Here is a 20,925-nt window from a genome sequence, read left to right as displayed (position 1 = left end):
CTCCGTTAGCTGGAAAGGAGTAAAGCATTCTTTATTGAAAAAAGACTCTGAGCAGTACATCGGAACCTTACGTAAGGGGATGGTGTAACAGGAGCTCCTGTTATAGAGCTAGGGTATAAGCATGAGCCTTCTCATGCCGTACTCGAAGAGGCTGCGATGGCGACATCGGCGGCGAATCTGGGTGGTACCACGAGAAAATCCAATCTCGTCCCTGAGACTAACGTCTTGGGGGTGGGATTTTTTTATTTTCATCAAGAGCAAGCAACATGGGCACACCGAATCAAACCGTTTGAATAGTTAATTGAGAGGGACTTTTCGTACATTAATAGTTCATGAGAGGATTTGAATAAGGATGGCAAACAAACTGAAGGCTGGTATTGTTGGTGGAACAGGGATGGTGGGTCAGCGCTTTGTGGAGCTGCTCAATGGTCACCCTTGGTTTGAGGTTACAGCGATTGCAGCTAGCGCCGGCTCGGCTGGCAAAACATATGAAGAAGCAGTAAAAAATAGATGGAAGCTGTCCACCCCGATTCCTGAGAATGTAAAACAAATCGTGGTTCAAGATGCTTCCAAAGTGGAAGAAGTAGCTGCAGGCGTCGACTTTATTTTTTGTGCTGTAGATATGCAGAAGGATGAGATCAAAGCGCTCGAAGAGGCTTACGCCAAAACGGAAACGCCGGTCATCTCCAACAACTCGGCTCATCGCTGGACACCGGACATCCCGATGATCATTCCGGAAATTAACCCGGAGCATATGGAAGTCATTGCGGCTCAGCGTAAGCGTCTGGGCACGACAAAAGGATTTATCGCGGTGAAGCCGAACTGCTCCATCCAGAGCTATGTGCCTGCCCTTCACGCTCTGCTCGATTACAAGCCGACGACGGTCGTGGCATCGACGTATCAAGCGATCTCCGGTGCCGGTAAAAACTTCACCGACTGGCCGGATATGCTGGACAACGTGATCCCTTATATCGGCGGCGAGGAAGAGAAGAGCGAGCAGGAGCCGCTGCGCATCTGGGGCCGCGTCGAAGACAATGCGATTGTGAAGGCCAGCTCGCCGGTCATCACCACGCAATGTATTCGTGTTCCGGTAACGGACGGCCACTTGGCTACCGTATTCGTCTCGTTTGAAAATAAGCCGTCCAAGGAAGACATCCTTGCTCGCTGGCAGCAATTCAAGGGACGCCCGCAGGAGCTGGAGCTGCCAAGCGCACCGAAGCAGTTCATCACCTACTTTGAAGAAGAAAACCGGCCTCAGACGAAGCTGGATCGGGACATCGAGAACGGGATGGGCGTGTCGATCGGCCGCTTGCGCGAGGATTCGGTTTACGATTTCAAATTCGTAGGGCTGTCGCATAACACCTTGCGCGGCGCAGCAGGTGGAGCTGTGTTGATCGCCGAGCTGCTGAAAGCGGAAGGCTACATTCAAGCGAAGTAACATTCATTTTAATAGATGGAAACAGATGAGCAGCAAGCTTCCCGATCATTCGGGGACTTGCTGTTTTTGCATGGCCGTTTGAAAGTGCTGTCCAAATGATTTTACCAAGGAACGGCTTCATTTTCACAGCTGTTAAGTAGGATTACAAGCGGTTCTTTCCGGGAATTTGCTTCTGCTTATCGACGGCTCCGCAGCATGCATCTCACTTTCGCTATCCGGCTTGGAAGACAGAGGGGTATCCGATTCCCAAACGCAAACCGTCGTTCGCGGACCGCAGGAAGCCTTTTTAGAAACGATTCGAACGAACACCACCCTGATTCGCCGTCGTATCAAAGACCCGAGGCTGTGGATGACGACGCTTCAGGTCGGCTCCGTCACGCGAACAAGCGTAGCGGTGATGTATTTGCACGGATTTGCAGACGTGAAAATGGTGGAACAGGTTCTGAGCCGAATTCGGCCGTCGCCGCAGGGCTGCTCGAAGGGAAAATCGCCGTGCTCGTCGACGGCACGCCGTTCGTTCTGCTTGTGCCCGCGCTATTTATTGATTTTATTCAGGCTGCCGAAGATCACTATCAACCTGCACTATTCAGTACGCTCATCCGAATGCTGCGGATTCTTTCCATTTTTCTGACAACGTTTGCTCCATCTCTATATATTGCTATTACGACCATCAATCAGGAAATGATCCCCACCCCGCTCTTGCTGAGTCTTACGGCGCAAAGAGAAGGCGTTCCGTTCCCTGCTCTTGTTGAAGCTCTGATTATGGAAGTCGCATTGGAAATTTTGCGCGAAGCGGGCATCCGCATGCCAAGGACGATCGGGTAGGCCGTTTCCATCGTCGGCACGATTGTGATCGGACAAGCTGCCGTCGAAGCCAGCATCGTATCTGCGGGATGGTGATCATCGTCTCGATTACGGCGATCTCGAGCTTCGTCATACCGGCATACAATTTTGCCATTGCTCTGCGGATATTAAGGTTCGGATTCATGGTGCTCGCCTCCTCTTTCGGGATTTACGGCATTACTGCCGGCTGGATCGTGCTGACAGTGTACATGTGCAAAACCAAATCGATGGGGGTACCCTATATGACTCCGTTCGGACCTTATCGCGCCGAACAGCAAAGCGACGCCATCTTTCGACTCCCGCATTGGGCTTTAGGGAGAAGAACAAAATGAAATCCATGTCTATTTTCGTGCTGCTCATCATGGTTTCGCTTCTCCTTAGCGGCTGCTGGGATCACCGGGAATTAAACGAGCTCGGTATTACCTTGGCGGGAGGGATCGATAAGTCGGAGCAAGGATATACCGTAACTGTTCAAACGATCGACCCTTCCCAAATGGGAAGAAATCGTGCAGGAGAACGGTCGCCGGTTATTACTTATGCTTCTACCGGTACATCGATCAATGAAATACTCGCAAAATTAACGGCGAAACTGCCGCGCGAATCCTATGGGTCGCATATGCGATTCGCTGTGATTAGCGAACAAGCCGCCAAAGCAGGCTTGACCGATTCACTTGATTTTATATTCCGCAACTTCGAAATGCGGCCGGATTTTTATCTCGTTGTTGCCAAAGGTTATTCCGCCCAAGCTGTATTGTCCATGATTACGCCATTCGAAATCATTCCAGCCATGGATTTTTATAAGTCGCTAAAAATATCCGAACGGCTCTGGGCACCGACGGCAGCCATTCGATTGATAGATCTTTTGCGGACATTAAGAAGCGAAGGCAGGGAACCGGTGCTGACCGCCGTTACGCTGCAGGGTGACGTCGACAAGGCTCGAAGCCTGGATGCTGTAAAACAAATTACGAACTTAGCGGAATATCGGTACGATAACTTGGCTATTTTTCGAAAGGATCGGATGCTCGGATGGCTGAACGAAAACGAAAGCAAGGCATACAACTACATCAATAATAAAGTGGTACGCACGGTCAAAACCACGAAGTGTCCGCGAGGAGGCGGAATGTTTTCCATATTAGTGACAAGGGTGACGCCCTCTGTCAAACCTTTGATCGAAGCCGGTTGTCCCATTATAACCGTAACCGAGCATGTAGAAGGGAATATACGTGAAGTTGAATGCAAAGCGGATTTGACCAAGGAAAGGACGGTTCTAGAGCTTGAGAAGGCGGCGGAGATACATTTTGAAGACGTCATCCATGAGGGCATCAGCGGGGTGCAAGAAAAATATGGCTCGGATATTTTCGGTTTCGGGGAAGCCTTCTACCGCCATTACCCCCGCCAGTGGAAGGAGTGGAGGTCGGACTGGGACAACATGTTTCGCAAGCTTTCCGTCAGAGTTCACGCGGATGTCAAACTGAAGCAAACCGGGAGAACGGTTAATCAAATCGGAAAAAAGGAATGAATCCGCTTGGTATACATTGTATTAGGAATTGCATGCTATTCCATCATGGCTGACGGCCCCAGCCTTCGCAAAAGCGGTCATACTCGCGATTTCTGGGTGTTATTCGCCCTGCTGTCCGTGGCCGTGCTCCTCTTCATTCTACTGAACAGCCGCATGCTTACGGAGAGTCCGCTCGCTGCAATCAAATGGGCTGTGAAACCGATGGCGGACTGGTTAAATCGCTTGCTGGAGTAGGGAAGAGAAAGGAGAAACGGGATGAACGAAGAACGGATCAGCTTGCGGCAAGCCACGATTTGGTGCAGCATGAGCTATGTAGGCAGCGCGATTCTCATCGTGCCTTCCAAATTGGCCGTATCCGCGGGACAAGATGCATGGATGGCCGTCATTCTGACGGTCGTCGTAGACGTGTTAACGCTCCCGATGTTTATCGCCATCGTAAAACAAATGAACGGCCGAACAGTAGGCCAATATCTCGCCAGTCTTTATGGGAGATGGGGCGGCATACTGATTTTGCTGATTTACGCGATCCTGTATCCCTATTTGAATTTTGTTATGGCAATGCGGAATATAGGCGATTTTTTAGCGGGCTCCATTCTGATCAAGACGCCGATGCCTGCTGTTTTGATGGTCTATATGATTGCCGTGATGCTTGGAATGCGTTGGGGGCTTGAAGCATTGGGGAGAGCGGCGGAGCTGCTGGTTCCGTTTGTTTTTATCCTGCTGCTCTTGTTTAGTTTCGGGTTATTTTCCGGATTATCAGTGGGACCGCTTGCTGCCCGTGCTTGCAAACGGCTTCAAGCCCGTCCTGCGGGCAACGGCTGATCTTTGGACATTCCCCTTTATCGAAACGTTTTTTTTCTGCTTTTTAGTTACGAAAATCAATAAAAATCCCAAGGTGGCAAGCTTATTTTATAAAAGCACGGTATTGAGCGGAACGGCCATTTTTGTCGTTACGTGTGTGTCCATTCTTGATCTAGGCGGGGGACTTACGAAGGATATTGTGTATCCGACCTACTATTTGGCCAGCACGATCAACATCGGCAACGTATTTGAGCGGGTTGAAGCGATCATGGGGATCATTTGGTTCATTACGATTTTTTTTCGGTTAACCTTATTGATGTATGTTTCCGCTTCCGGCTTCGCCGAAGCATTCGCTATGCAAGACTACCGCACGCTCGTCATACCGCTCACTTTGATTGCGCTGCCGCTCTCGATCATCATATGGCCGGACGTTGTCTACTATACCGATTTCAGGGAATACTGGCGGCCTTACGCCTTTGTGTTAGGGATCTTGCTGCCGCTCATTTTTTGGTTTACGGGATTGGTAAAGGCCAAATTGGAAACATGATTTTCATGTATGGGAACGATTAAAGCACTTTATTTATGAAGATCACTAGAGGGGGAGCATGAACAAGCAGCAGGGCACAATTAAGATTCCGATGCTGATCCAAGCGTTTCTTTTCACCGTCTCAATGAATAACGGCAAAAAAACCGCCTCGAGTGGCGGTCTTTTCGATCGTATTCCTTATTTCTCAGCCCAGCGGCTTGCTTCTGGATCGTCCGTATCAAACCCAATGCCCTCAATCGCTGTCCACAGCTCGGCTGGAATCGGGAAGCTCGCGAGCTCGAGCGTTTGGGCGACACGTTCCGGCTTGGTCATGCCGACGACGGTGCTCGTGACGCGCGGATCGCGCATCGAGAATTGAAGCGCTGCTGCAGCGAGTGGCACATGGAAGTCTTGGCACACCTTGGCATAAGCTTTAGCGCGTTCGATTAGGAGCGGGGGGGCTTCGCTATAAGCATAGCGGGTAGAGGCATCCGGCCCTTTCGCCAGCATGCCGCTGCCGTATGGAGCAGCGTTGATGACGGCAACGCCTAAGCGGTTTGCGACATCGAGCAGCGGATCGGCAGAGCGATTGAGCAGCGTGTACCGGTTATGCGTTTCCACCGCGCTGAACTCGCCGGTTTCGATGTAGCGGATGAGCATGTCAACCGGGCCGCCGGACATGCCAATGTGCCCGATGACGCCTTGCTCTTTGAAGCTTTTCAGCACTTCAAGCGGGCCGCCGGGTCCCATCACATTATCAAATGTGGTGTGCTCCGGATCATGGATATACACATATTGCAGGTGATCCAGACCGAGACGCTCGAGACTGCCTTCGATGGAGCGCTTGATTTGCTCTCCGCTGAAGTCGCCTGTCTTTAAGCAGCGGTCTGCTTTGGTAGCGAGCACATAGCCCTGCGGTAGTCCGCCGTTCTCTCGAACGATCTTGCCGATGCGGCGTTCGCTTTCGCCATCACCGTAGGCAGCAGCCGTATCAAGAAAATTGATATCGCTTGCAAAAGCAGCACGGACAGTAGCCAATGCGATATCTTCCGGTACGCCGAAGCCGAACGTTTCTGGCATGTCTCCGAGCGGGGCAGCACCTACGCAAAGCGGCGAGACCATCAGGCCGGTATTAGCAAGCGGCCGAAGGGACAGCAATGGATTAGACATAATCAGTTCCTCTCTTTGTTCCCCAATATTTTCTAATGAAGGTAGGAATGATTTTAGATTACCCGACAAAATTTGGTTCGTCAATTCAAAATCACGCTTAGTATCGATACGTTTCGGTAGTGTACAATAAGTTAGTTCCTACCATTGAAGCAAAGAAAAGGAGAATAAACAAAATGAGCAGTAGTACAGCGCAGAGGGCAGGTACAGCTTCAGGTGTGCCGTCCAAAGCGGGTTTAGTAGCCATTCTAGGCTCCTTGGCTATGATGGGGCCGCTAACCATCGATATGTATTTGCCGGCGCTTCCGGCCGTGGTGGCCGAATTTCACACGACCGAATCCTATGTTCAGCTGAGCTTGACCTTATACCTGCTGGGGCTGGTTCTAGGCCAATTGTTAGCTGGACCGATCAGCGATATCCGGGGAAGACGATTGCCGATGCTGCTCGGCTTGGCCGTTTATGCTCTATGCTCGCTGCTGCTGGCGTTTAGTCCGAATATTTGGTGGCTGATTGGACTGCGGGCGCTTCAGGGCTTTTTCGGCGCGGCAGGGATGGTCGTTTCTAGGGCAGTAGCCAGAGATTTATTCTCCGGTACGGAGCTGACCAAATTTTTGACCTTACTTATGATTGTCAATGGAGCAGGTCCGATTATTGCTCCGATCATCGGAGGACAGCTGCTTCGCTTCACCTCTTGGCGCGGCGTATTTGTTGTCCTGTGTCTGGTTGGCATCGTCATGTTCTTTACGGTGCTGCTGGCCTTGCGCGAGACGCTGCCGGCGAATCGACGCTCGAAGGGCGGCATCGGCTCGACGGTCTCTACCTTCGGCAGGATTCTTCGTGATCGGGTGTTTATGGGCTTTGCCCTCTCCTCGGGCTTCGTCACCGCCTCCCTGTTCGCGTATTTATCCGGATCATCCTTTGTATTGCAAAATGTGTTCGGAGTCTCGCCTCAGACGTACAGCCTCATTTTTGCGGCGAACGGACTGGGCTTCGTGCTGGCTTCCCAGATCACGGGGCAGCTGGTCGGCCGAATCCCCGAAATCAAGCTGCTGGTCTGGGGGTATGGGATGGCAGCGGCAGGCGGTATTCTTCTGCTCGTTGGATTGCTGACCGGGGCAGGGCTCGCAGGGGTATGGGTGGCCTTCTTCCTCATCGTGTCCAGCGTCGGCGTCGTCGGTCCGACCAGCTCCTCGCTTGCCCTGCAAAACCAAGGGAAGTCGGCGGGCAGCGCATCGGCTCTGCTCGGCGTGCTGTCCCTGATGTTCGGAGCCATCACTTCGCCGCTGGCAGGACTTGGCGGAGGCCACACGGCCTTGCCTTTGGGGATTCTGATCGCAATCACGTCTACCTGCTCCGTGCTGTGTTATTTTATTCTCATTCGCAGACATCAGCGGGCGAACTAAAACGAAAACAAGGGAGCCACATCGTCGTCGACGAGGTAGCTCCCTTGTTTATTTACGGCCTTATTCCCAGGCCCAGTCGGCATCCTTGAGCAGCTGCTGCAGGGCGCGGATCGCGGTCACGACGCGCTCCGGATTGCTGGCCTCCGGCAAATAGTGGTGCAGATGCGGCTCCACCGAGAGGAAGCCGGAGAATCCGCGCGCCTTGAGGTCAGCCAGCAGCGCCGGAATGTCGCCGCTGCCTGCGCCGGCGGGAACGAACTGCCGAGGCTCGACCGTCGCATCCTTGATGTGGATGTACTCGATGTGGCTGCTTACCTTCGGATACGCATCGACCATCGGCTTCACGTTGTTCATCACGTAGTTGCCCGGGTCGAACGCAGCGCGCAGACGAGGGGAGCTGCAGTGCGCCAGAATCTCCAGGCAGCGGTCGTCCGTGTTCCCGTACAGGTTGCTGTCGTTCTCGAGCAGCAGCGTCACGCCTTCCTGCTCCGCGCGCTCAGTGAGCAGCTTCATTCTGCGAAGCACTTCGCCGCTGTAATTTTCGACCGGCTCGTCCTTCGGCGTACGGAAGGAGAAGATCCGGATATAAGGTGTATCCAGGGCCCGGGCGGCAGCGATGGCCTTGTCCAGCGCCTCCAGCTGAGGCTCCACCGGGTCAGTGACTTCATACTTACCGATCGGCGAACCGATGGAGGAGACGGCGAAGCCGCGCTCCTGCAGTCGTGTGCGGATTTGCTGCAGCTCATCCTGCGTAAAATCCAGCACATTTTTCCCCCAGATGCCGCGCACCTCCAGGTGACGCACGCCTTCCTGCTCCAGGACGTCCAGCTGCTCTTCGAGCTCTTTCGAAATCTCATCGGCAAAGCAAGTGATTTTGATCATGGTCAATAATCCCTCCGTCTAAGTTAAACGCTGAATGATTTGCTGAAATCACTGGTGGCTGCAGCTTCCGCTTGCGCCGATTTTTTGACGAACTTGGATGTTTTGATCAGCTCCTGCAGCTTGCTTTCGAACGCATCGCCATCGATCGGTACGTTCACCGTCTGCTTGTTGAAGGAGGACAGCATGATGCCGTTGGCGATTTGCAGTCCGTTCACGCCTTCGGAGCCATGGGCGATGAGCTCGCCTTGACCGGTCAACACCTTGCGCACAAACTTCTCGGTCACTACTTTATGCCCGGTAGCCACTTTCGTATTAACAGGAATTTCGGTATACCAGGTTTCCACTCGTTCGAATTTCCCTTCGGTTTCCATCGAATATTTCAGCATCGACATCCGGTTGCGGTAGAACACGAGCTTCTCGTTCTCGTAGACCAGCTTGCCGTTCTCGCCGATAATTTCGAGGCGGTTCGTGCCCGGCAGCTCCGCCGTCGTTACGATGAGATGGCCGATCATCCCGTTCGCATGCTCGAAGTACGCCGTTACCTCGTCCTCGACCTCGATATGATGGTACTTGCCGATATGGGCATGTCCAGTAATTTGCGCAGGCACGCCGAACAGCCATTGATACATATCCAGCGTATGCGGACATTGGTTGGTCAGAATGCCGCCGCCTTCGCCTGCCCAGGTGGCGCGCCAGTCACCGCTGTCATAGTAGCGCTGGGAGCGGAACCAGTCGGTATGAATCCAGGTGGCGCGGGTCAATTGGCCGAGCTCGCCGCTCTGGATGAAGTTTTTAATTTTCATATAAAAAGGAAACGTACGCTCCTGGAACATCAAGCCGAATACGAGGTCCGGATTGGATTGCTTGGCAGCCTCATAAGCAGCGATCGACTTGTTAGCGTCGTTGACATGGACGGCCAGCGGCTTCTCGCAGAGGACATGCAGTCCGCGCTCAAACGCCTCGATGCTGATCGGCGTGTGATCATAGTGCGGCACGGCGATGATGACCGCTTCCAGACCGGATTTATCAAACAGCTCCGTATGGCTGTAGTACGCCGTTGTTCCAGCTTTGGCGGCGACCTCGTCGGCCTTCGCCTTGTTTATGTCGCATACGCCTACGAGCTCTACGTTGTCCATCGTGGATAAGTAGTTTACGTGGTGGCCTCCGATATTGCCGAGTCCGATTAGTCCGATTTTCAGCTTGCGGTTTGCGCTCATGGGCATACAACCTCTCTAAAGAAAAATTTAGAAGTTCTGAAATGGCATGTAAACCCTTCCATTACTAAGCATGTTAATCTATAATAAATACAACTTCCTTGTGTAATTTGCTAAAAATATGGCTTTTATTGTTTTTTAGAAGGAGAGGCGTGCCTGTGCTGGGAACCTATCTAACGAACATCGATAAGAACATCCAATACTCGCATCTGCAGCGCAAAGCGCCTAATATCGAGTTTCACCTGCACGGCGGGTGCGAAATTTACTTTTTGCTTCAGGGGGACGTCAACTACTTTGTGGAAAAAACCGTCTACCCGCTGCAGTTCGGCGATCTGATGATCACCAACGAGCATGAGATTCATAAGCCGGCCTTTTCCTCCGAGGCGTGGTATGAGCGCATTACGATCGAGTTCAGTCCGCAGATGGTTACAGCGTTCCAGACGGACGGCTTTGACCCGCTGCGCTGCTTTTATCACCGCAAGAACGGCGAGCAGAACAAGATGACCTTGAGCCCCAAGGAAGTGGCGGCGCTCCAAAGTCTGTTCATGAAGTACGAATATTTGCAGAAAAATCCGGCCGAGGGCAACGAGATCCTGAAGCTGAGTTGCTTTATGGAAATTTTGGTGTTCATCAATCATCTGTTTGACCATCAGAAGTCGGATGAAGGCATTAACATGCACCACAAGCTGTCTCCGATTCTGGATTACATTGAGCTGAATTTGGATCAGGAGCTTTCGCTGGATCATTTGGAGAAGGAATTTTTTATCAACAAATTTTACCTGATCAAGCTGTTCAAAAAATATACCGGCAGTACGATCCACGAGTACATCATTTACAAGCGCATCTCCATGGCCAAAAAATACCTCGCCGAAGGCAGCAACGTCACGGAAGCCTGCTTGAAGTCTGGGTTCAACGACTACACCAGCTTTCTGCGCATGTTTAAAAAACGAGTGGGAGTCACGCCGCGGGACTACGTTAAAATGGGCGGCGGCGGGGTTACCGGAACGTAAGTAATACAATACTTTTTCAGTTCTTTGCAAGATTAGCGGAGTCGAGTATAATTTGGCATGTTTATAGGATTGGACATTCAGGTTAACGGAGGAACTCGATCACATGACAACGAAACCACTGGCTTTACATAAACACGGCATCCAAGCAAGCCGCTTGGTACTGGGCTGCATGGGCCTAGGCGGAGGCGCGAACCAAAATCCGCTGACAGCGGACGATTTTAAAAAAGCGCATGAAGCGGTCGAGGCGGCGCTGGCCGTCGGCATCAACATGTTCGATCATGCGAACATTTACGCGATGGGGAAGGCGGAGCAGGCTTTCGGACAGGTGCTCAAGGAGCGTCCAGAGCTTCGCGACCGCATCATTTTGCAGTCCAAATGCGGCATTCGCCGCGTAGAAGGGCCGGGCCGTCCGGGACGGTACGATTTCTCCGAGGCCCATATTCTCGAGAGCGTGGACGGCATCTTGAGCCGGCTCGGCGTAGAAGCGCTCGATATTTTGCTGCTGCACCGTCCTGATCCGCTGATGGAGCCGGAGGAGGTGGCGAGCGCCTTTGGCAAGCTGAAGCAGGCCGGCAAGGTGCGAAGCTTCGGCGTATCCAACATGAGCCCGTCGCAGATTCGGCTGCTGAGCTCCTGTCTGGACGAGCCGCTCGTTGCCAACCAGCTGGAGCTGAATTTGGCGGCTTTGGATTGGGTGGACGCCTCTGTGCTGGTGAACCAGAAGGCCGGGGCGCAGGTGAACTTCCCCGAGGGGCTGCTGGAGTACTGCCGCCTGGAGCACATCCAGGTGCAATCGTGGAGCCCGCTGGCCCGGGGCGTGTTCGCTGGCTGCAACTTGGATGCCCAGTCGGAGAGCATCCGCCAAGCGGCCGCGCTCGTGCAGGAGCTGGCTCGGCAGAAGGAGGTTTCCACGGAGGCGATCGTGCTCGCGTGGCTGATGCGCCATCCTGCCGGCATTCAGCCGGTCATTGGCACGACCAGCCCGGACCGCATCCGCGCTTGTGCGAAGGCGGAGCGCATCACGCTGTCGCGCGAGGAGTGGTACGATCTGTACGTGACCTCGCGGGGGAGCAAGATGCCTTAAGCGAGCGGCATGCGCGAGTAAGCCGCGAAGTGCGGGAAAGGTCCCACATATATGGGCGAACGGCCGGCTCTAGCGTCAATGTAGGGGAAATTTACCGCACTTTAGCCCAATCGCGCCGCAGATGCTGTACAAACATCTGGAAATTTCTTCTTGCCACACCTTACATGGCGTGGTAAGATATTCAAAATTAGTGGAAGGGCTTGCAGTTCAACTTTCTGCGGGATGGTAATACGCGGAAAGTTGGACTAGGGATCCGACGAGTCAGAGATACTCGGGCGAACCAAGCGAAGCCGGCGCATGCGATAGAAGCGCTACAGCGACGCTGCCGCCGCTCCCCGATGGGGCGGCCAGCTCAGGGGATAGAAGACCTCGTGCAAGTTCCGCCGTATTAACGGCGCGAGCAGAGCGCGAGGTCTTTTCTGCTTTAGCAGAGGAAAGGAGTAGAACCAGATGAAAGCCATCGGTGTGAAGGGATTGACGAAACGGTTTGCGGTGAAGCGGAAGGAGGAGGGCCTCCTCGGCAGCATGCGCGCTTTGGTGCGGCCGCGCTACAGCGAGAAAATCGCGGTGCACGGGATCGATCTGGAGGTGGAGCGAGGGGAGACGCTGGCGTTTCTTGGCCCCAACGGGGCGGGGAAGTCGACGACCATCAAGATGCTCACCGGCATTCTCCATCCGACGGACGGCCATGCGGAGGTGCTGGGGTATTGCCCCTGGAAGGAGCGCAGCCGCCTGGCATACCGGATCGGCTCCGTGTTCGGCCAAAAGTCGCAGCTGTGGTACCACCTGCCGCCGATCGATTCCTTCGAGCTGATGAGCCGCATCTATGAGCTAAAGCGCAGCGACTATCTTGCCCGGCGCAAGGAGCTGGTACGCAGCTTCGAGCTGGAGCCGTACTTGAACACGCCGGTGCGCAAGCTGTCGCTGGGCGAGCGGATGCGCTGTGAGGTGGCGGCGGCGATGCTGCACCGACCGCAGATTTTGTTCCTCGACGAGCCGACCATCGGGCTCGACGTGGTGGTGAAGCAGAAGATTCGCGAGCTCATCCTGCAGATGAACCGGGAGGAAGGCACGACCGTGTTCCTCACCTCGCATGATGCGGGCGATATCGAGCAGCTGTGCCGCCGGGCCGTCGTGATCAACTACGGGCAGGCGATCTTCGACGATACCGTCGAGGCGATGAAGCGGGAGCTCTTGACGGACAAAATGATACGGCTCCAGCTGCTGGAGCCGGGGCAGCCGTTCCGCTTCGCAGGCGCGAAGGTACTCGAGCAGACGGACCGCGTGCTGCAGCTGTCGGTGGATACGAAGCGGGCCTCGATGGAGGAGGTGCTGGCGCATCTGGTGCAGCACTACCGGGTGTCGGATATCACCATCGAGGACCCGCCGATGGAGCGGATCATCACGCACATCTACGAGCGTCCCCAGGAAGGCGGTGCCTCATGAGGACGAAGGTGCTGAAATATACCGCCGTAGGGCGGATCAGTCTGCGAAGCCATCTGGCGTATGTGTACGATTTTTTGATCCGGTCAATTTTTCTCGTCATTATCATGTACATCTTCATTCAGCTCTGGCAGACGACGTATCAAGGCGAAGGAAAAGCGATGATCGAAGGCTACACCTTTCGCCAAATCATCTGGTACATCCTGTTCGCCGAAGCGCTGACGATGGCATTTCCGAGCCTCACCACGCGGGTGGAGGAGGAAGTGAAGAGCGGGGACGTCGGCTACAAGCTGACCAAACCGTTCAGCTACATCGGCTACCACTATGTGGCTTACATCAGCGAGGTGTACGTTCGGCTGTGCGTGAATTTGGCGGTAGGCTGCATGCTCGGAATCGCCGTGTTCGGCTTGCCGGATTTTGGGTGGGGCTGGGCTGGGTTTGCAGTGATGAGCCTTGGGGCGGTGACGGTCAATTTTTTGCTGAATATGATTCTGGCGCTCTGTGCGTTCTGGGTGGAGGAGACCCGGGGGCTGGAGTTCGTGTACCATAAGCTGCTGTTTACGATTGGCGGGATGCTGATGCCGCTAGAGCTGTTCCCCGAAGCGCTGCAGCAGGTGTGCCGCTGGCTCCCGTTTCAAGCGGTGCTCTATTTTCCAGCCAAAACGGCGGTGCGGTGGGAGGCCGTGCAGCTAGGCGATCTGCTTGCGGTGCAGTGGGGCTGGGCAGTCGGCCTCGTGCTCATCGTGGCGTGGATTTACCGGCTCGGCGTGCGCAAGCTGAACGTAAATGGCGGCTAAAAACAGCCGGAGAGGAGGGGAAGCAATGGCAAAGCTTGAGATAAAATCAAAGACCCAGCAGCCGGCTGAGGCTTGGGCGGCGAAGGCTGTGATCAAAAGCGTCCGGCTGGTGCAGTTCGTGCTTACCTGTTGGAAGCTCAATCTGGCCGGGGCAATGGAGTTTCGGATGAGCTTCCTAATGACGGCCGGGATGATGATGGTGAACAATGCGGTATGGATTTTGTTCTGGGGGCTGTACTTTCAGCGGTTTCAAGTGGTGAACGGGTGGAGCCTCCACGACGTGATGATGATGTGGGCGGTCAGCGCCGGCGGCTTCGGCTTGTCGGCCGTCTTCTTCGGCAACGCCTATCGGCTGGCGACGCTGGTGGCCGGTGGCCAGCTCGATGTGTACCTGTCGCAGCCGAAGCCGGTGCTGCTGCACCTGCTCATCAGCCGGATGTCCGTCTCGGCGATCGGGGACATTCTGTTTGCCCTAGTGCTGTATGCTTTGTTCGGGGACCTGACGGTGGCGGGACTTCTCCTATTCGGACTTGCACTGCTCATCGCAATGCTGATATTCTTGTTTTTCGTGGTGCTCGTTCAATCGCTCGCGTTTTTTATCGGCAATGCCGAAGGCCTTGGACAGCAGCTGTTTAACGCGATTTTGGCATTTTCCACCTATCCGACGGGCATTTTTAAGGGCTGGGGGAGGCTGATTTTGTTCACGGTCATCCCTGCGGGCTATGTCAGCTACTTGCCGATCGGACTGCTGCGTGAGGTGGATACCGGCTTTCTGCTGCAGGCGCTGGGTATGACGGTGCTGGTAACTGCGTGCGGCCTGTGGTTTTTCCACTACGGCTTAAAACGATACAGCTCCGGCAATATGACCGGGCTGCGCATGTAGCAGGCGGATGACTACAGAACACGTGACGATTGTATGGTAGACTAGATAGGAAGAGGAAGGATGGCTTGATCGGATGGGCCCGAAGTGGCGTCCAAGGTGCTCGAACGTATGGAAACAGTCAGCTCAGGGGATACCGATAGATGACGGAGGGATGTCTAATGAAGAAGTGGTTTCAAGTGAACAGCGCGGTTTACTTGATGTTTGTACGGGACAACCGCCTATTAATGCTGCGGCGCACGAATACGAATTACGAGGATGGCAAGCTCAGTTTGGTGGCGGGCAAGCTGGACGGTCAGGAGGAAGTGATCCGCGCCGCCGTACGGGAGGCGCAGGAAGAAAGCGGCGTGTTGCTGGAGCCTTCGGACCTGGAGGTCGTCGGGGTTATGCACCGGCGGTCGGACACGGGGGAGTGGATCGATTTTTTCCTTAGCGTCAAGCAGTGGAAAGGGGAGCCGGTCAACATGGAGCCGGACAAATGCTCGGAGATGGCCTGGTACCCGGTGCATAATCTGCCGGGCGACACGATCCCCCATGTGCGCCAAGCGGTCAACAATTATCTGAACGGCGTCTTTTACGACGGCTATGGATGGGAGCAGTAGGGAGATGCTCACGGCATTTATTCACGGCTTCCTCCTGGCCGTAGGCTTGATTGTACCCTTGGGCGCGCAAAATATGTTCATTTTTTCCCAAGGCGCCACTGCTAGGCGCTTTCTTCATGTGCTGCCGATTGTAATCACCGCTGCCTTGTGCGATTCGTTATTGATTTTGCTTGCGATATTTGGTGTCTCGCTGATCGTCTTGCGGCTCGTTTGGACCAAATGGCTGCTGATGGCCGGAGGGGTTGTTTTTTTGGCCTATATGGGATGGGTGACCTGGAGAAGACCGCCTTCTGTCGATGAGCCGGGCACGGAGCGCGTTCAGATGAACCAGTGGGGCAAAATCGTCAGCTTCACCCTGATGGTATCGCTGCTGAATCCGCATGCGATTTTGGATACCGTGGGCGTGATCGGGACAAGCTCCCTCAGCTACACCGGTGCGTACAAAACGGCCTTCACTGCTGCCTGCATGCTGGTGTCCTGGAGCTGGTTTCTGCTGCTGGCGGTCGCGGGCCGCTGGATTGGCATGAAGGACCGGACGGGAAGGTTCACGGCGGCTCTGAATAAAGGCTCGGCGCTCGTCATGTGGGCGGCGGCCGTCTACTTGGTGCTGTCTTTTTTGTGACAAAATAGGAGTTTGGTCCTATGTCGAACGCCGTTGGTTCTGTCGAAGAATTGAGAGAGGCATTAGGTGTCATTTTGCAATCAAATGAAGGGCTAAACCATCTTTACCGAGAGGGAAATCCCGGTAAATCTAGGTCTCTTTACAATCTTTTTTATCGGAATTGTGTCATAGGTCACTATACTTGCAGGGTGATATTGGGTATAATGAATCAATACTAAGACCTATGGATTTGCGGCATTTTTGTCGAAAAGGAGACTGTCATCATGAAGGCAGAATTAATTAATCCATTCCTTGAGGCTGCACGGATTGTCATTGAGCAAGTCGCTAATGTCAAGCCAAGCACAGGCCAGTTAGGGATTAAAGATGTGAGTTTTGTTGAAAAATACATATGGATTCAAATCGGGATGACCGGTCAAATGCAGGGCGATATCATGTTCGGTATTCATGAGGTCGTGGCACTCAAGATGGTTTCTGCGATGATGGGCGGCTACCTGGTAACGGAAATGGATGAAATGAGCAAGAGCGCGATCTCGGAGCTGGGCAACATGATCAGCGGCAATGCCAGTACGATGCTGTACAACCAAGGGGTTCGGGTGGATATTACGCCTCCGAAGCTGATGCATTCCGAGACGTCGACCGGATTTGTTCCGAAGAAGGCCTTAACGATTCCCCTGATTATGGAAGGAATCGGAGAGCTCGATATTCAAGTTCTGATCGCCTAGTCCATCACCGAAAAGAGGAATCGATAACGTACAAGCTGAAAGCGCAGGTACCTGACCACTGAAGTGGTTTTGGGTACCGGCGTTTTTTTGCGTTATGGTGGAGATGCTGGCGCGGGCACTAGCACTGGCGGAGCAGATCGTGTAAAGTTAAAAGATCGAAATGAAGGAGGGGACGATGATGTCCTTTCAAGGCAAAATCGCGGTCATTACCGGCGCTTCCAGCGGGATCGGGGCGATCATGGCCAAGCTGCTGGCGGCGCGCGGTGCCGTACCGGTTCTTATGGCGCGGTCGGAGACCAAGCTGGCGGAGGCAGCCAAACCGATTGAGGGGCCGCATGCGGTGTACGTGCTCGATGTGACCTCGGCCGACCAAGTGGCGCACACGATGGAGCAGGTGATCGCCCGGTATGGGCGTATCGATATTTTGATCAACAATGCGGGCTATGGAGTGTTCGACAGCTTTGTTTCGGCGTCGCTCGAGGAGTTCGAACAGATGATGGACGTCAACTATATGGGGACGGTGCGCTGCACGAAGGCGGTTTTGCCTCACATGCTGAAGCAGGGGAGCGGGCATATCGTCAATGTAGCGTCCATGGCGGGCAAAATCGGCTCGGCCAAATCCAGCGGCTATTCGGCGACCAAGCATGCCGTGCTCGGGTTCACCAATTGCCTGCGGCAGGAGCTGGTCGGCACAGGCGTTGAGCTGTCGGCGATCAATCCGGGGCCGATCGACACCCCGTTCTTCGATATTGCGGACCCGTCGGGGACGTATGTGAAGAACGTGAAGTGGTTTATGCTGAAGCCGGAAAAGGTCGCCGGCCAGGTGTTGAATGCGATTGAGCGCCGACTTCCTGAGGTGAATCTGCCTTTGACGGCGGCGGCTGGCGTGAAGCTGTATCAGCTGTTTCCGAGGCTGTTTGACCGCATTGCGTATAAGCTGTTGAATAAAAAATAAAGTGTTGGAACGAGAAGAGGTCGAAATGGGATGACGCAGCAAAACAACAAGAACGTACCGATGGCCGCCGCCGCCGCAATGATGAAGCTCACGATGGGGGCGATCGAGCGGGAATGGGGCAAGCTTCAGCCGGTGTTTGCGGCCTATACGCCGCAGGCGGTACTCACGAAGGAGCAGGAGGACGAGCTGTTCCAAGAGCTGTACGTGGCCGCGCTGGCGTTGGAGCTGTATGATTTGCAGCACTTTTTTGATGCTTCGCGGCGGGCGGAGATCGAGGCGGAGCTGCTGAACATTATGGCGTCCGCCGAGTTCGAGTCGCTCCAGCTGGCGGAGTCGATGTACACGCACTATTTGCCCCGGCTCCGGGCGATCCCGACGGAGGACAACGCAGAGCTCGGCATGGCGCTGATCCAAACGGCGGTTCGCGAGCTGTACAACCGGCTGCCGCTGCCGCTCAAGCCGGCGGACGCAGGCACCAGTTTGATCGCGATCAAACTGGTGCAAAGTCTGCCGGCCCTCGTCGGCAAGTGGCCGGTGGTGATCAAGGGCTTTGACTCCTCCGCGGGTTCGGAGGAGTAGCAGGGTAGAAGGCATTCTCGCTGAGTTGGGGCGAGAATGCCTTTTTTGTGTTGGCGCGCGGCGGCGGCCGGGGCGCCGCGATGGGCTGCATGCGCCCAGTTAGCGGAACAGAGTTCCGCTAAGCCGTGCCCAAGCCGCTAAAACCTCAACATAGCGGAACATAGTTCCGCTACACCGCAGCACATCCACGCCCTAGCGAACGAATAGAAGGCATTCTCGCTCGGTTGGAGCGAGAATGCCTTTTGTTGGCGCGGGCACGTGTGGCGGGGGCGCTCGGGTTACAGGCGCCGCGATGGCCTGCATGCGCCTAGTTAGCGGAACTCCGTTCCGCTATTGCGCGCCGCGACGGCCAAAGCTCAATACTAACGGAACTGAGTTCCGTTATAGGGCCCAAAAAGACCATTTTGCGCGGCCGGGAGCCGCCCAAGCCGCTTAAACCTCAACATAGCGGAACATAGTTCCGCTGCACCGCAGCACCTCCACGCCCTAGCGAACGAATAGAAGGCATTCTCGCTCGGTTGGAGCGAGAATGCCTTTCGTTGGCGCGGGCACGTGTGACGGGAGCGCTCGGGTTACGGGCGCCGCGATGGCCTGCATGCGCCCAGGTAGCGGAACGGAGTTCCGCTATTGCGCGCCGCGAGGCCAAAGCCCAATGCTAACGGAACTGAGTTCCGTTATTGGGCGCAAAAAGAGCACTTTGCGCGGCCGAGAGCCCAGATAACGGAACAGAGTTCCGCTAAGCCGTGCCCAAGCCGCTAAAACCTCAACATAGCGGAACATAGTTCCGCTACACCGCAGCACATCCACGCCCTAGCGAACGAAAGGAATTCTCGCTCGGTTGGAGCGAGAATTCCTTTCGTTGGCGCGGGCTCGGGCGGCGCGAGCGCTCGGTGCGAAAAGCAACGAACATCGTTTCACACAACAAACGAAACAATGTTACACAAACCCCTTTACATACGTAACAGTGTTATGTTATATTAAATTCATCAAGGAGGTGCCGTAAACATGGAGCAAGAGCTGATATCCAAGAAGGAGCTACTAGAGCTGACTGATATATCGTACGGCCAATTGTACCGGTGGAAGCGGAAAAATTTGATCCCAGAGGATTGGTTCATCCGTAAATCTACGTTCACCGGGCAGGAAACGTTTTTTGAGAAGAAGAAGGTACTGGAGCGCATCAACAAAATCAAGAATATGAAAGACGACCTGTCGCTGGACGAATTGGCGGATGTGTTCGAAACGGTGCAGGATGCACCAGGCGGATCCCCGGCGAACCCGAAGATTGCGCTGTACAAGGAGCAGTTAATAGAACGAAACATTGTTACTACCACGGCGTTGAATGTGTACATCCAGCAGCATGGTGAGATGCCGGTGTACTCGTTCCCATCCATTTTAAGCATCTATGTACTCGATCAACTGCTCGCTGCCGGCGAGATGAACCTCGACGAAGGGAAGCTGCTGCTGCAAACCCTCGAGGCGCACCTCAAGTCGTTCGAAGGCAAGCATTGCGAGTTGATTTTTACCCGGAAGATGGGGATTTCCTCTTTTATTCTTGTCTCGAGCCCGAACGAAATATACTTTGACCGCGGAGTGAAGGTCGTTGCGCGATATATGCTGACTCGATTTATTGAGGAACTGACCGCTAAAATCAATGGAACGGAGGGACGCTAAATGCAAAATACGAAGCGATATGATTTGTCCATCACGGGTAATGGGAGCTCGGCCGGGGGCGCATTCAGAGACGTCAAGATCGTAGGGGACGCCAATATCGACGGGGATGTGGATTGCCTCGCGTTCAAATGCACCGGAACCACCCGGATTACCGGCCACGTAAAAAGCACCTCCTGCAGCATCATGGGAACCGTGGATCTCAAGGGAAACCTGGAAACGGGAGAAGCCAAAATCACCGGAACGCTCGATGTCGACGGCGACGTCAAAGCGCAAGAGATGAAATCCAACGGCGATACGCGCATTCGCGGCAGCGTGTTTGGGGAGGACATCAAGCTGGAGGGCCTGTTCAAAATCGGCGGCAACTGCGAAGCTGAAAGCCTGCAAATGAAAGGCGTGTTTAGAATCAAAGGCCTGCTGAATGTCGGTTTGGTTGATCTGAAGCTGCACAGTAAATGCGAGGTCAAGGAAATCGGCGGGGAGAAAATTGAGATTCGCCGCGGCAACGGATTTGTTTTGAAGCGATGGATCAGCGTGTTTTTCCTCCCTTCGGACTTTTATGAGGGGACGCTAATGTGCGATTCGATCGAGGGCGACGACATTTATGTAGAGTACACCTCGGCCAAAGTGATTCGCGGCAGCAATATCACGATCGGTCCGGGCTGCCATATTGGGCAAGTCGAGTATACCGGCACGTTTCAACAAGCAGAAGACACCACGGTAACCCAGTGCACGAAACTATAACTAAAACAAGACGAGAGGGGAGGAAA

General features: G+C 54.3%; 21 protein-coding genes, 1 pseudogene and 1 other annotated feature (1 of these 23 cut by a window edge). Of the genes and pseudogenes, 19 read left to right on the top strand and 3 right to left on the bottom strand.

Annotation, left to right across the window (positions count from 1 at the left end):
- Positions 1-216 (top strand) — a binding site (T-box leader) (it extends 49 nt beyond the left edge of the window).
- A gap of 136 nt (positions 217-352) precedes the next feature.
- The 6 genes and pseudogenes from asd (at position 353) to FPZ49_RS16045 (ending at position 5,148) form a co-directional block, all read left to right on the top strand.
- Entirely contained in the window at positions 353-1,438 is a 1,086-nt protein-coding gene (gene asd / locus FPZ49_RS16070; RefSeq protein WP_144848455.1) for an aspartate-semialdehyde dehydrogenase, read from the top strand.
- Between the two features lie 148 nt (positions 1,439-1,586).
- Positions 1,587-2,613: pseudogene (locus FPZ49_RS16065) on the top strand (spore germination protein); the annotation flags it as partial.
- Positions 2,610-3,800 carry a Ger(x)C family spore germination protein gene (locus tag FPZ49_RS16060; protein ID WP_144848453.1) on the top strand — a complete coding sequence of 397 codons (1,191 nt, stop codon included), beginning with the start codon at positions 2,610-2,612 and terminating at the stop codon, positions 3,798-3,800. The pseudogene FPZ49_RS16065 and the gene FPZ49_RS16060, both read left to right, overlap by 4 nt.
- Before the next feature lie 6 nt (positions 3,801-3,806).
- Positions 3,807-4,034, top strand: a complete 228-nt coding sequence (locus FPZ49_RS16055) for a hypothetical protein (RefSeq protein WP_144848451.1) — start codon at positions 3,807-3,809, stop codon at positions 4,032-4,034.
- A gap of 21 nt (positions 4,035-4,055) precedes the next feature.
- Complete coding sequence (locus FPZ49_RS16050) at positions 4,056-4,622, top strand: GerAB/ArcD/ProY family transporter (protein ID WP_144848449.1); 567 nt, start codon at positions 4,056-4,058, stop codon at positions 4,620-4,622.
- Complete coding sequence (locus tag FPZ49_RS16045) at positions 4,579-5,148, top strand: GerAB/ArcD/ProY family transporter (RefSeq protein WP_261381446.1); 570 nt, start codon at positions 4,579-4,581, stop codon at positions 5,146-5,148. The genes FPZ49_RS16050 and FPZ49_RS16045 overlap by 44 nt, the downstream gene beginning before the upstream one ends.
- A gap of 177 nt (positions 5,149-5,325) precedes the next feature.
- On the opposite strand, the gene FPZ49_RS16040 is transcribed toward FPZ49_RS16045, so the two are convergent.
- Entirely contained in the window at positions 5,326-6,297 is a 972-nt protein-coding gene (locus tag FPZ49_RS16040; protein WP_144848445.1) for an aldo/keto reductase, read from the bottom strand.
- A gap of 173 nt (positions 6,298-6,470) precedes the next feature.
- Between FPZ49_RS16040 and FPZ49_RS16035 the strand changes: the two genes are divergently transcribed.
- Positions 6,471-7,697, top strand: a complete 1,227-nt coding sequence (locus FPZ49_RS16035) for a multidrug effflux MFS transporter (protein WP_144848443.1) — start codon at positions 6,471-6,473, stop codon at positions 7,695-7,697.
- 60 nt (positions 7,698-7,757) lie between these two features.
- Here the strand turns inward: FPZ49_RS16035 and FPZ49_RS16030 are convergent, their stop codons facing one another.
- Together FPZ49_RS16030 and FPZ49_RS16025 are read right to left on the bottom strand one after the other, a co-directional pair.
- Positions 7,758-8,579 (bottom strand): sugar phosphate isomerase/epimerase family protein, encoded by an 822-nt coding sequence (locus FPZ49_RS16030; RefSeq protein WP_144848442.1) that lies wholly within the window; start codon positions 8,577-8,579, stop codon positions 7,758-7,760.
- Positions 8,580-8,602: 23 nt separating this feature from the next.
- The gene (locus FPZ49_RS16025) at positions 8,603-9,796 is read right to left on the bottom strand and encodes a Gfo/Idh/MocA family protein (protein ID WP_186445856.1); all 1,194 of its coding nucleotides are present in this window, start codon (positions 9,794-9,796) and stop codon (positions 8,603-8,605) included.
- A 155-nt stretch (positions 9,797-9,951) separates the two neighbouring features.
- Here FPZ49_RS16025 and FPZ49_RS16020 point away from each other — a divergent pair, with 155 nt between their 5' ends.
- The 12 genes from FPZ49_RS16020 to FPZ49_RS15965 all read left to right on the top strand — a co-directional run bounded on the left by FPZ49_RS16020 (position 9,952) and on the right by FPZ49_RS15965 (position 20,899).
- A complete protein-coding gene (locus FPZ49_RS16020; RefSeq protein WP_144848438.1) occupies positions 9,952-10,803 on the top strand; it encodes an AraC family transcriptional regulator in 852 nt (283 codons plus the stop codon).
- 103 nt (positions 10,804-10,906) lie between these two features.
- Complete coding sequence (locus FPZ49_RS16015) at positions 10,907-11,887, top strand: aldo/keto reductase (RefSeq protein WP_144848436.1); 981 nt, start codon at positions 10,907-10,909, stop codon at positions 11,885-11,887.
- A 450-nt stretch (positions 11,888-12,337) separates the two neighbouring features.
- Positions 12,338-13,333 carry an ABC transporter ATP-binding protein gene (locus tag FPZ49_RS16010; protein WP_144848434.1) on the top strand — a complete coding sequence of 332 codons (996 nt, stop codon included), beginning with the start codon at positions 12,338-12,340 and terminating at the stop codon, positions 13,331-13,333.
- Positions 13,330-14,127, top strand: a complete 798-nt coding sequence (locus FPZ49_RS16005) for an ABC transporter permease (RefSeq protein ID WP_144848432.1) — start codon at positions 13,330-13,332, stop codon at positions 14,125-14,127. The genes FPZ49_RS16010 and FPZ49_RS16005 overlap by 4 nt, the downstream gene beginning before the upstream one ends.
- Positions 14,128-14,152: 25 nt before the next feature.
- Positions 14,153-15,010: an ABC transporter permease gene (locus tag FPZ49_RS16000; protein WP_144848430.1), complete on the top strand. Its 858-nt coding sequence runs from the start codon at positions 14,153-14,155 to the stop codon at positions 15,008-15,010.
- A 158-nt stretch (positions 15,011-15,168) separates the two neighbouring features.
- Positions 15,169-15,609 carry an NUDIX hydrolase gene (locus tag FPZ49_RS15995; RefSeq protein WP_144848428.1) on the top strand — a complete coding sequence of 147 codons (441 nt, stop codon included), beginning with the start codon at positions 15,169-15,171 and terminating at the stop codon, positions 15,607-15,609.
- 4 nt (positions 15,610-15,613) lie between these two features.
- The gene (locus FPZ49_RS15990) at positions 15,614-16,231 is read left to right on the top strand and encodes a LysE/ArgO family amino acid transporter (RefSeq protein ID WP_144848426.1); all 618 of its coding nucleotides are present in this window, start codon (positions 15,614-15,616) and stop codon (positions 16,229-16,231) included.
- A gap of 263 nt (positions 16,232-16,494) precedes the next feature.
- Complete coding sequence (locus tag FPZ49_RS15985) at positions 16,495-16,953, top strand: chemotaxis protein CheX (RefSeq protein ID WP_144848424.1); 459 nt, start codon at positions 16,495-16,497, stop codon at positions 16,951-16,953.
- Positions 16,954-17,131: 178 nt separating this feature from the next.
- Positions 17,132-17,908, top strand: coding sequence for an SDR family NAD(P)-dependent oxidoreductase (locus FPZ49_RS15980; protein ID WP_144848509.1), 777 nt, complete (start codon positions 17,132-17,134; stop codon positions 17,906-17,908).
- A 30-nt stretch (positions 17,909-17,938) separates the two neighbouring features.
- Complete coding sequence (locus FPZ49_RS15975) at positions 17,939-18,487, top strand: hypothetical protein (protein ID WP_144848423.1); 549 nt, start codon at positions 17,939-17,941, stop codon at positions 18,485-18,487.
- A gap of 1,005 nt (positions 18,488-19,492) precedes the next feature.
- Complete coding sequence (locus FPZ49_RS15970; protein WP_144848421.1) at positions 19,493-20,158, top strand: YhbD family protein; 666 nt, start codon at positions 19,493-19,495, stop codon at positions 20,156-20,158.
- Positions 20,159-20,899 (top strand): polymer-forming cytoskeletal protein, encoded by a 741-nt coding sequence (locus FPZ49_RS15965; protein WP_144848419.1) that lies wholly within the window; start codon positions 20,159-20,161, stop codon positions 20,897-20,899.
- Positions 20,900-20,925 lie beyond the last annotated feature (26 nt).

Source organism: Paenibacillus cremeus (assembly GCF_007786445.1).
In the GTDB taxonomy this organism is placed as follows: Bacteria; Bacillota; Bacilli; order Paenibacillales; family NBRC-103111; genus Paenibacillus_G; species Paenibacillus_G cremeus.
The sequence above is the reverse complement of the archived record's forward strand: the minus strand, read 5'-3'. Positions and strand labels throughout refer to the sequence as shown.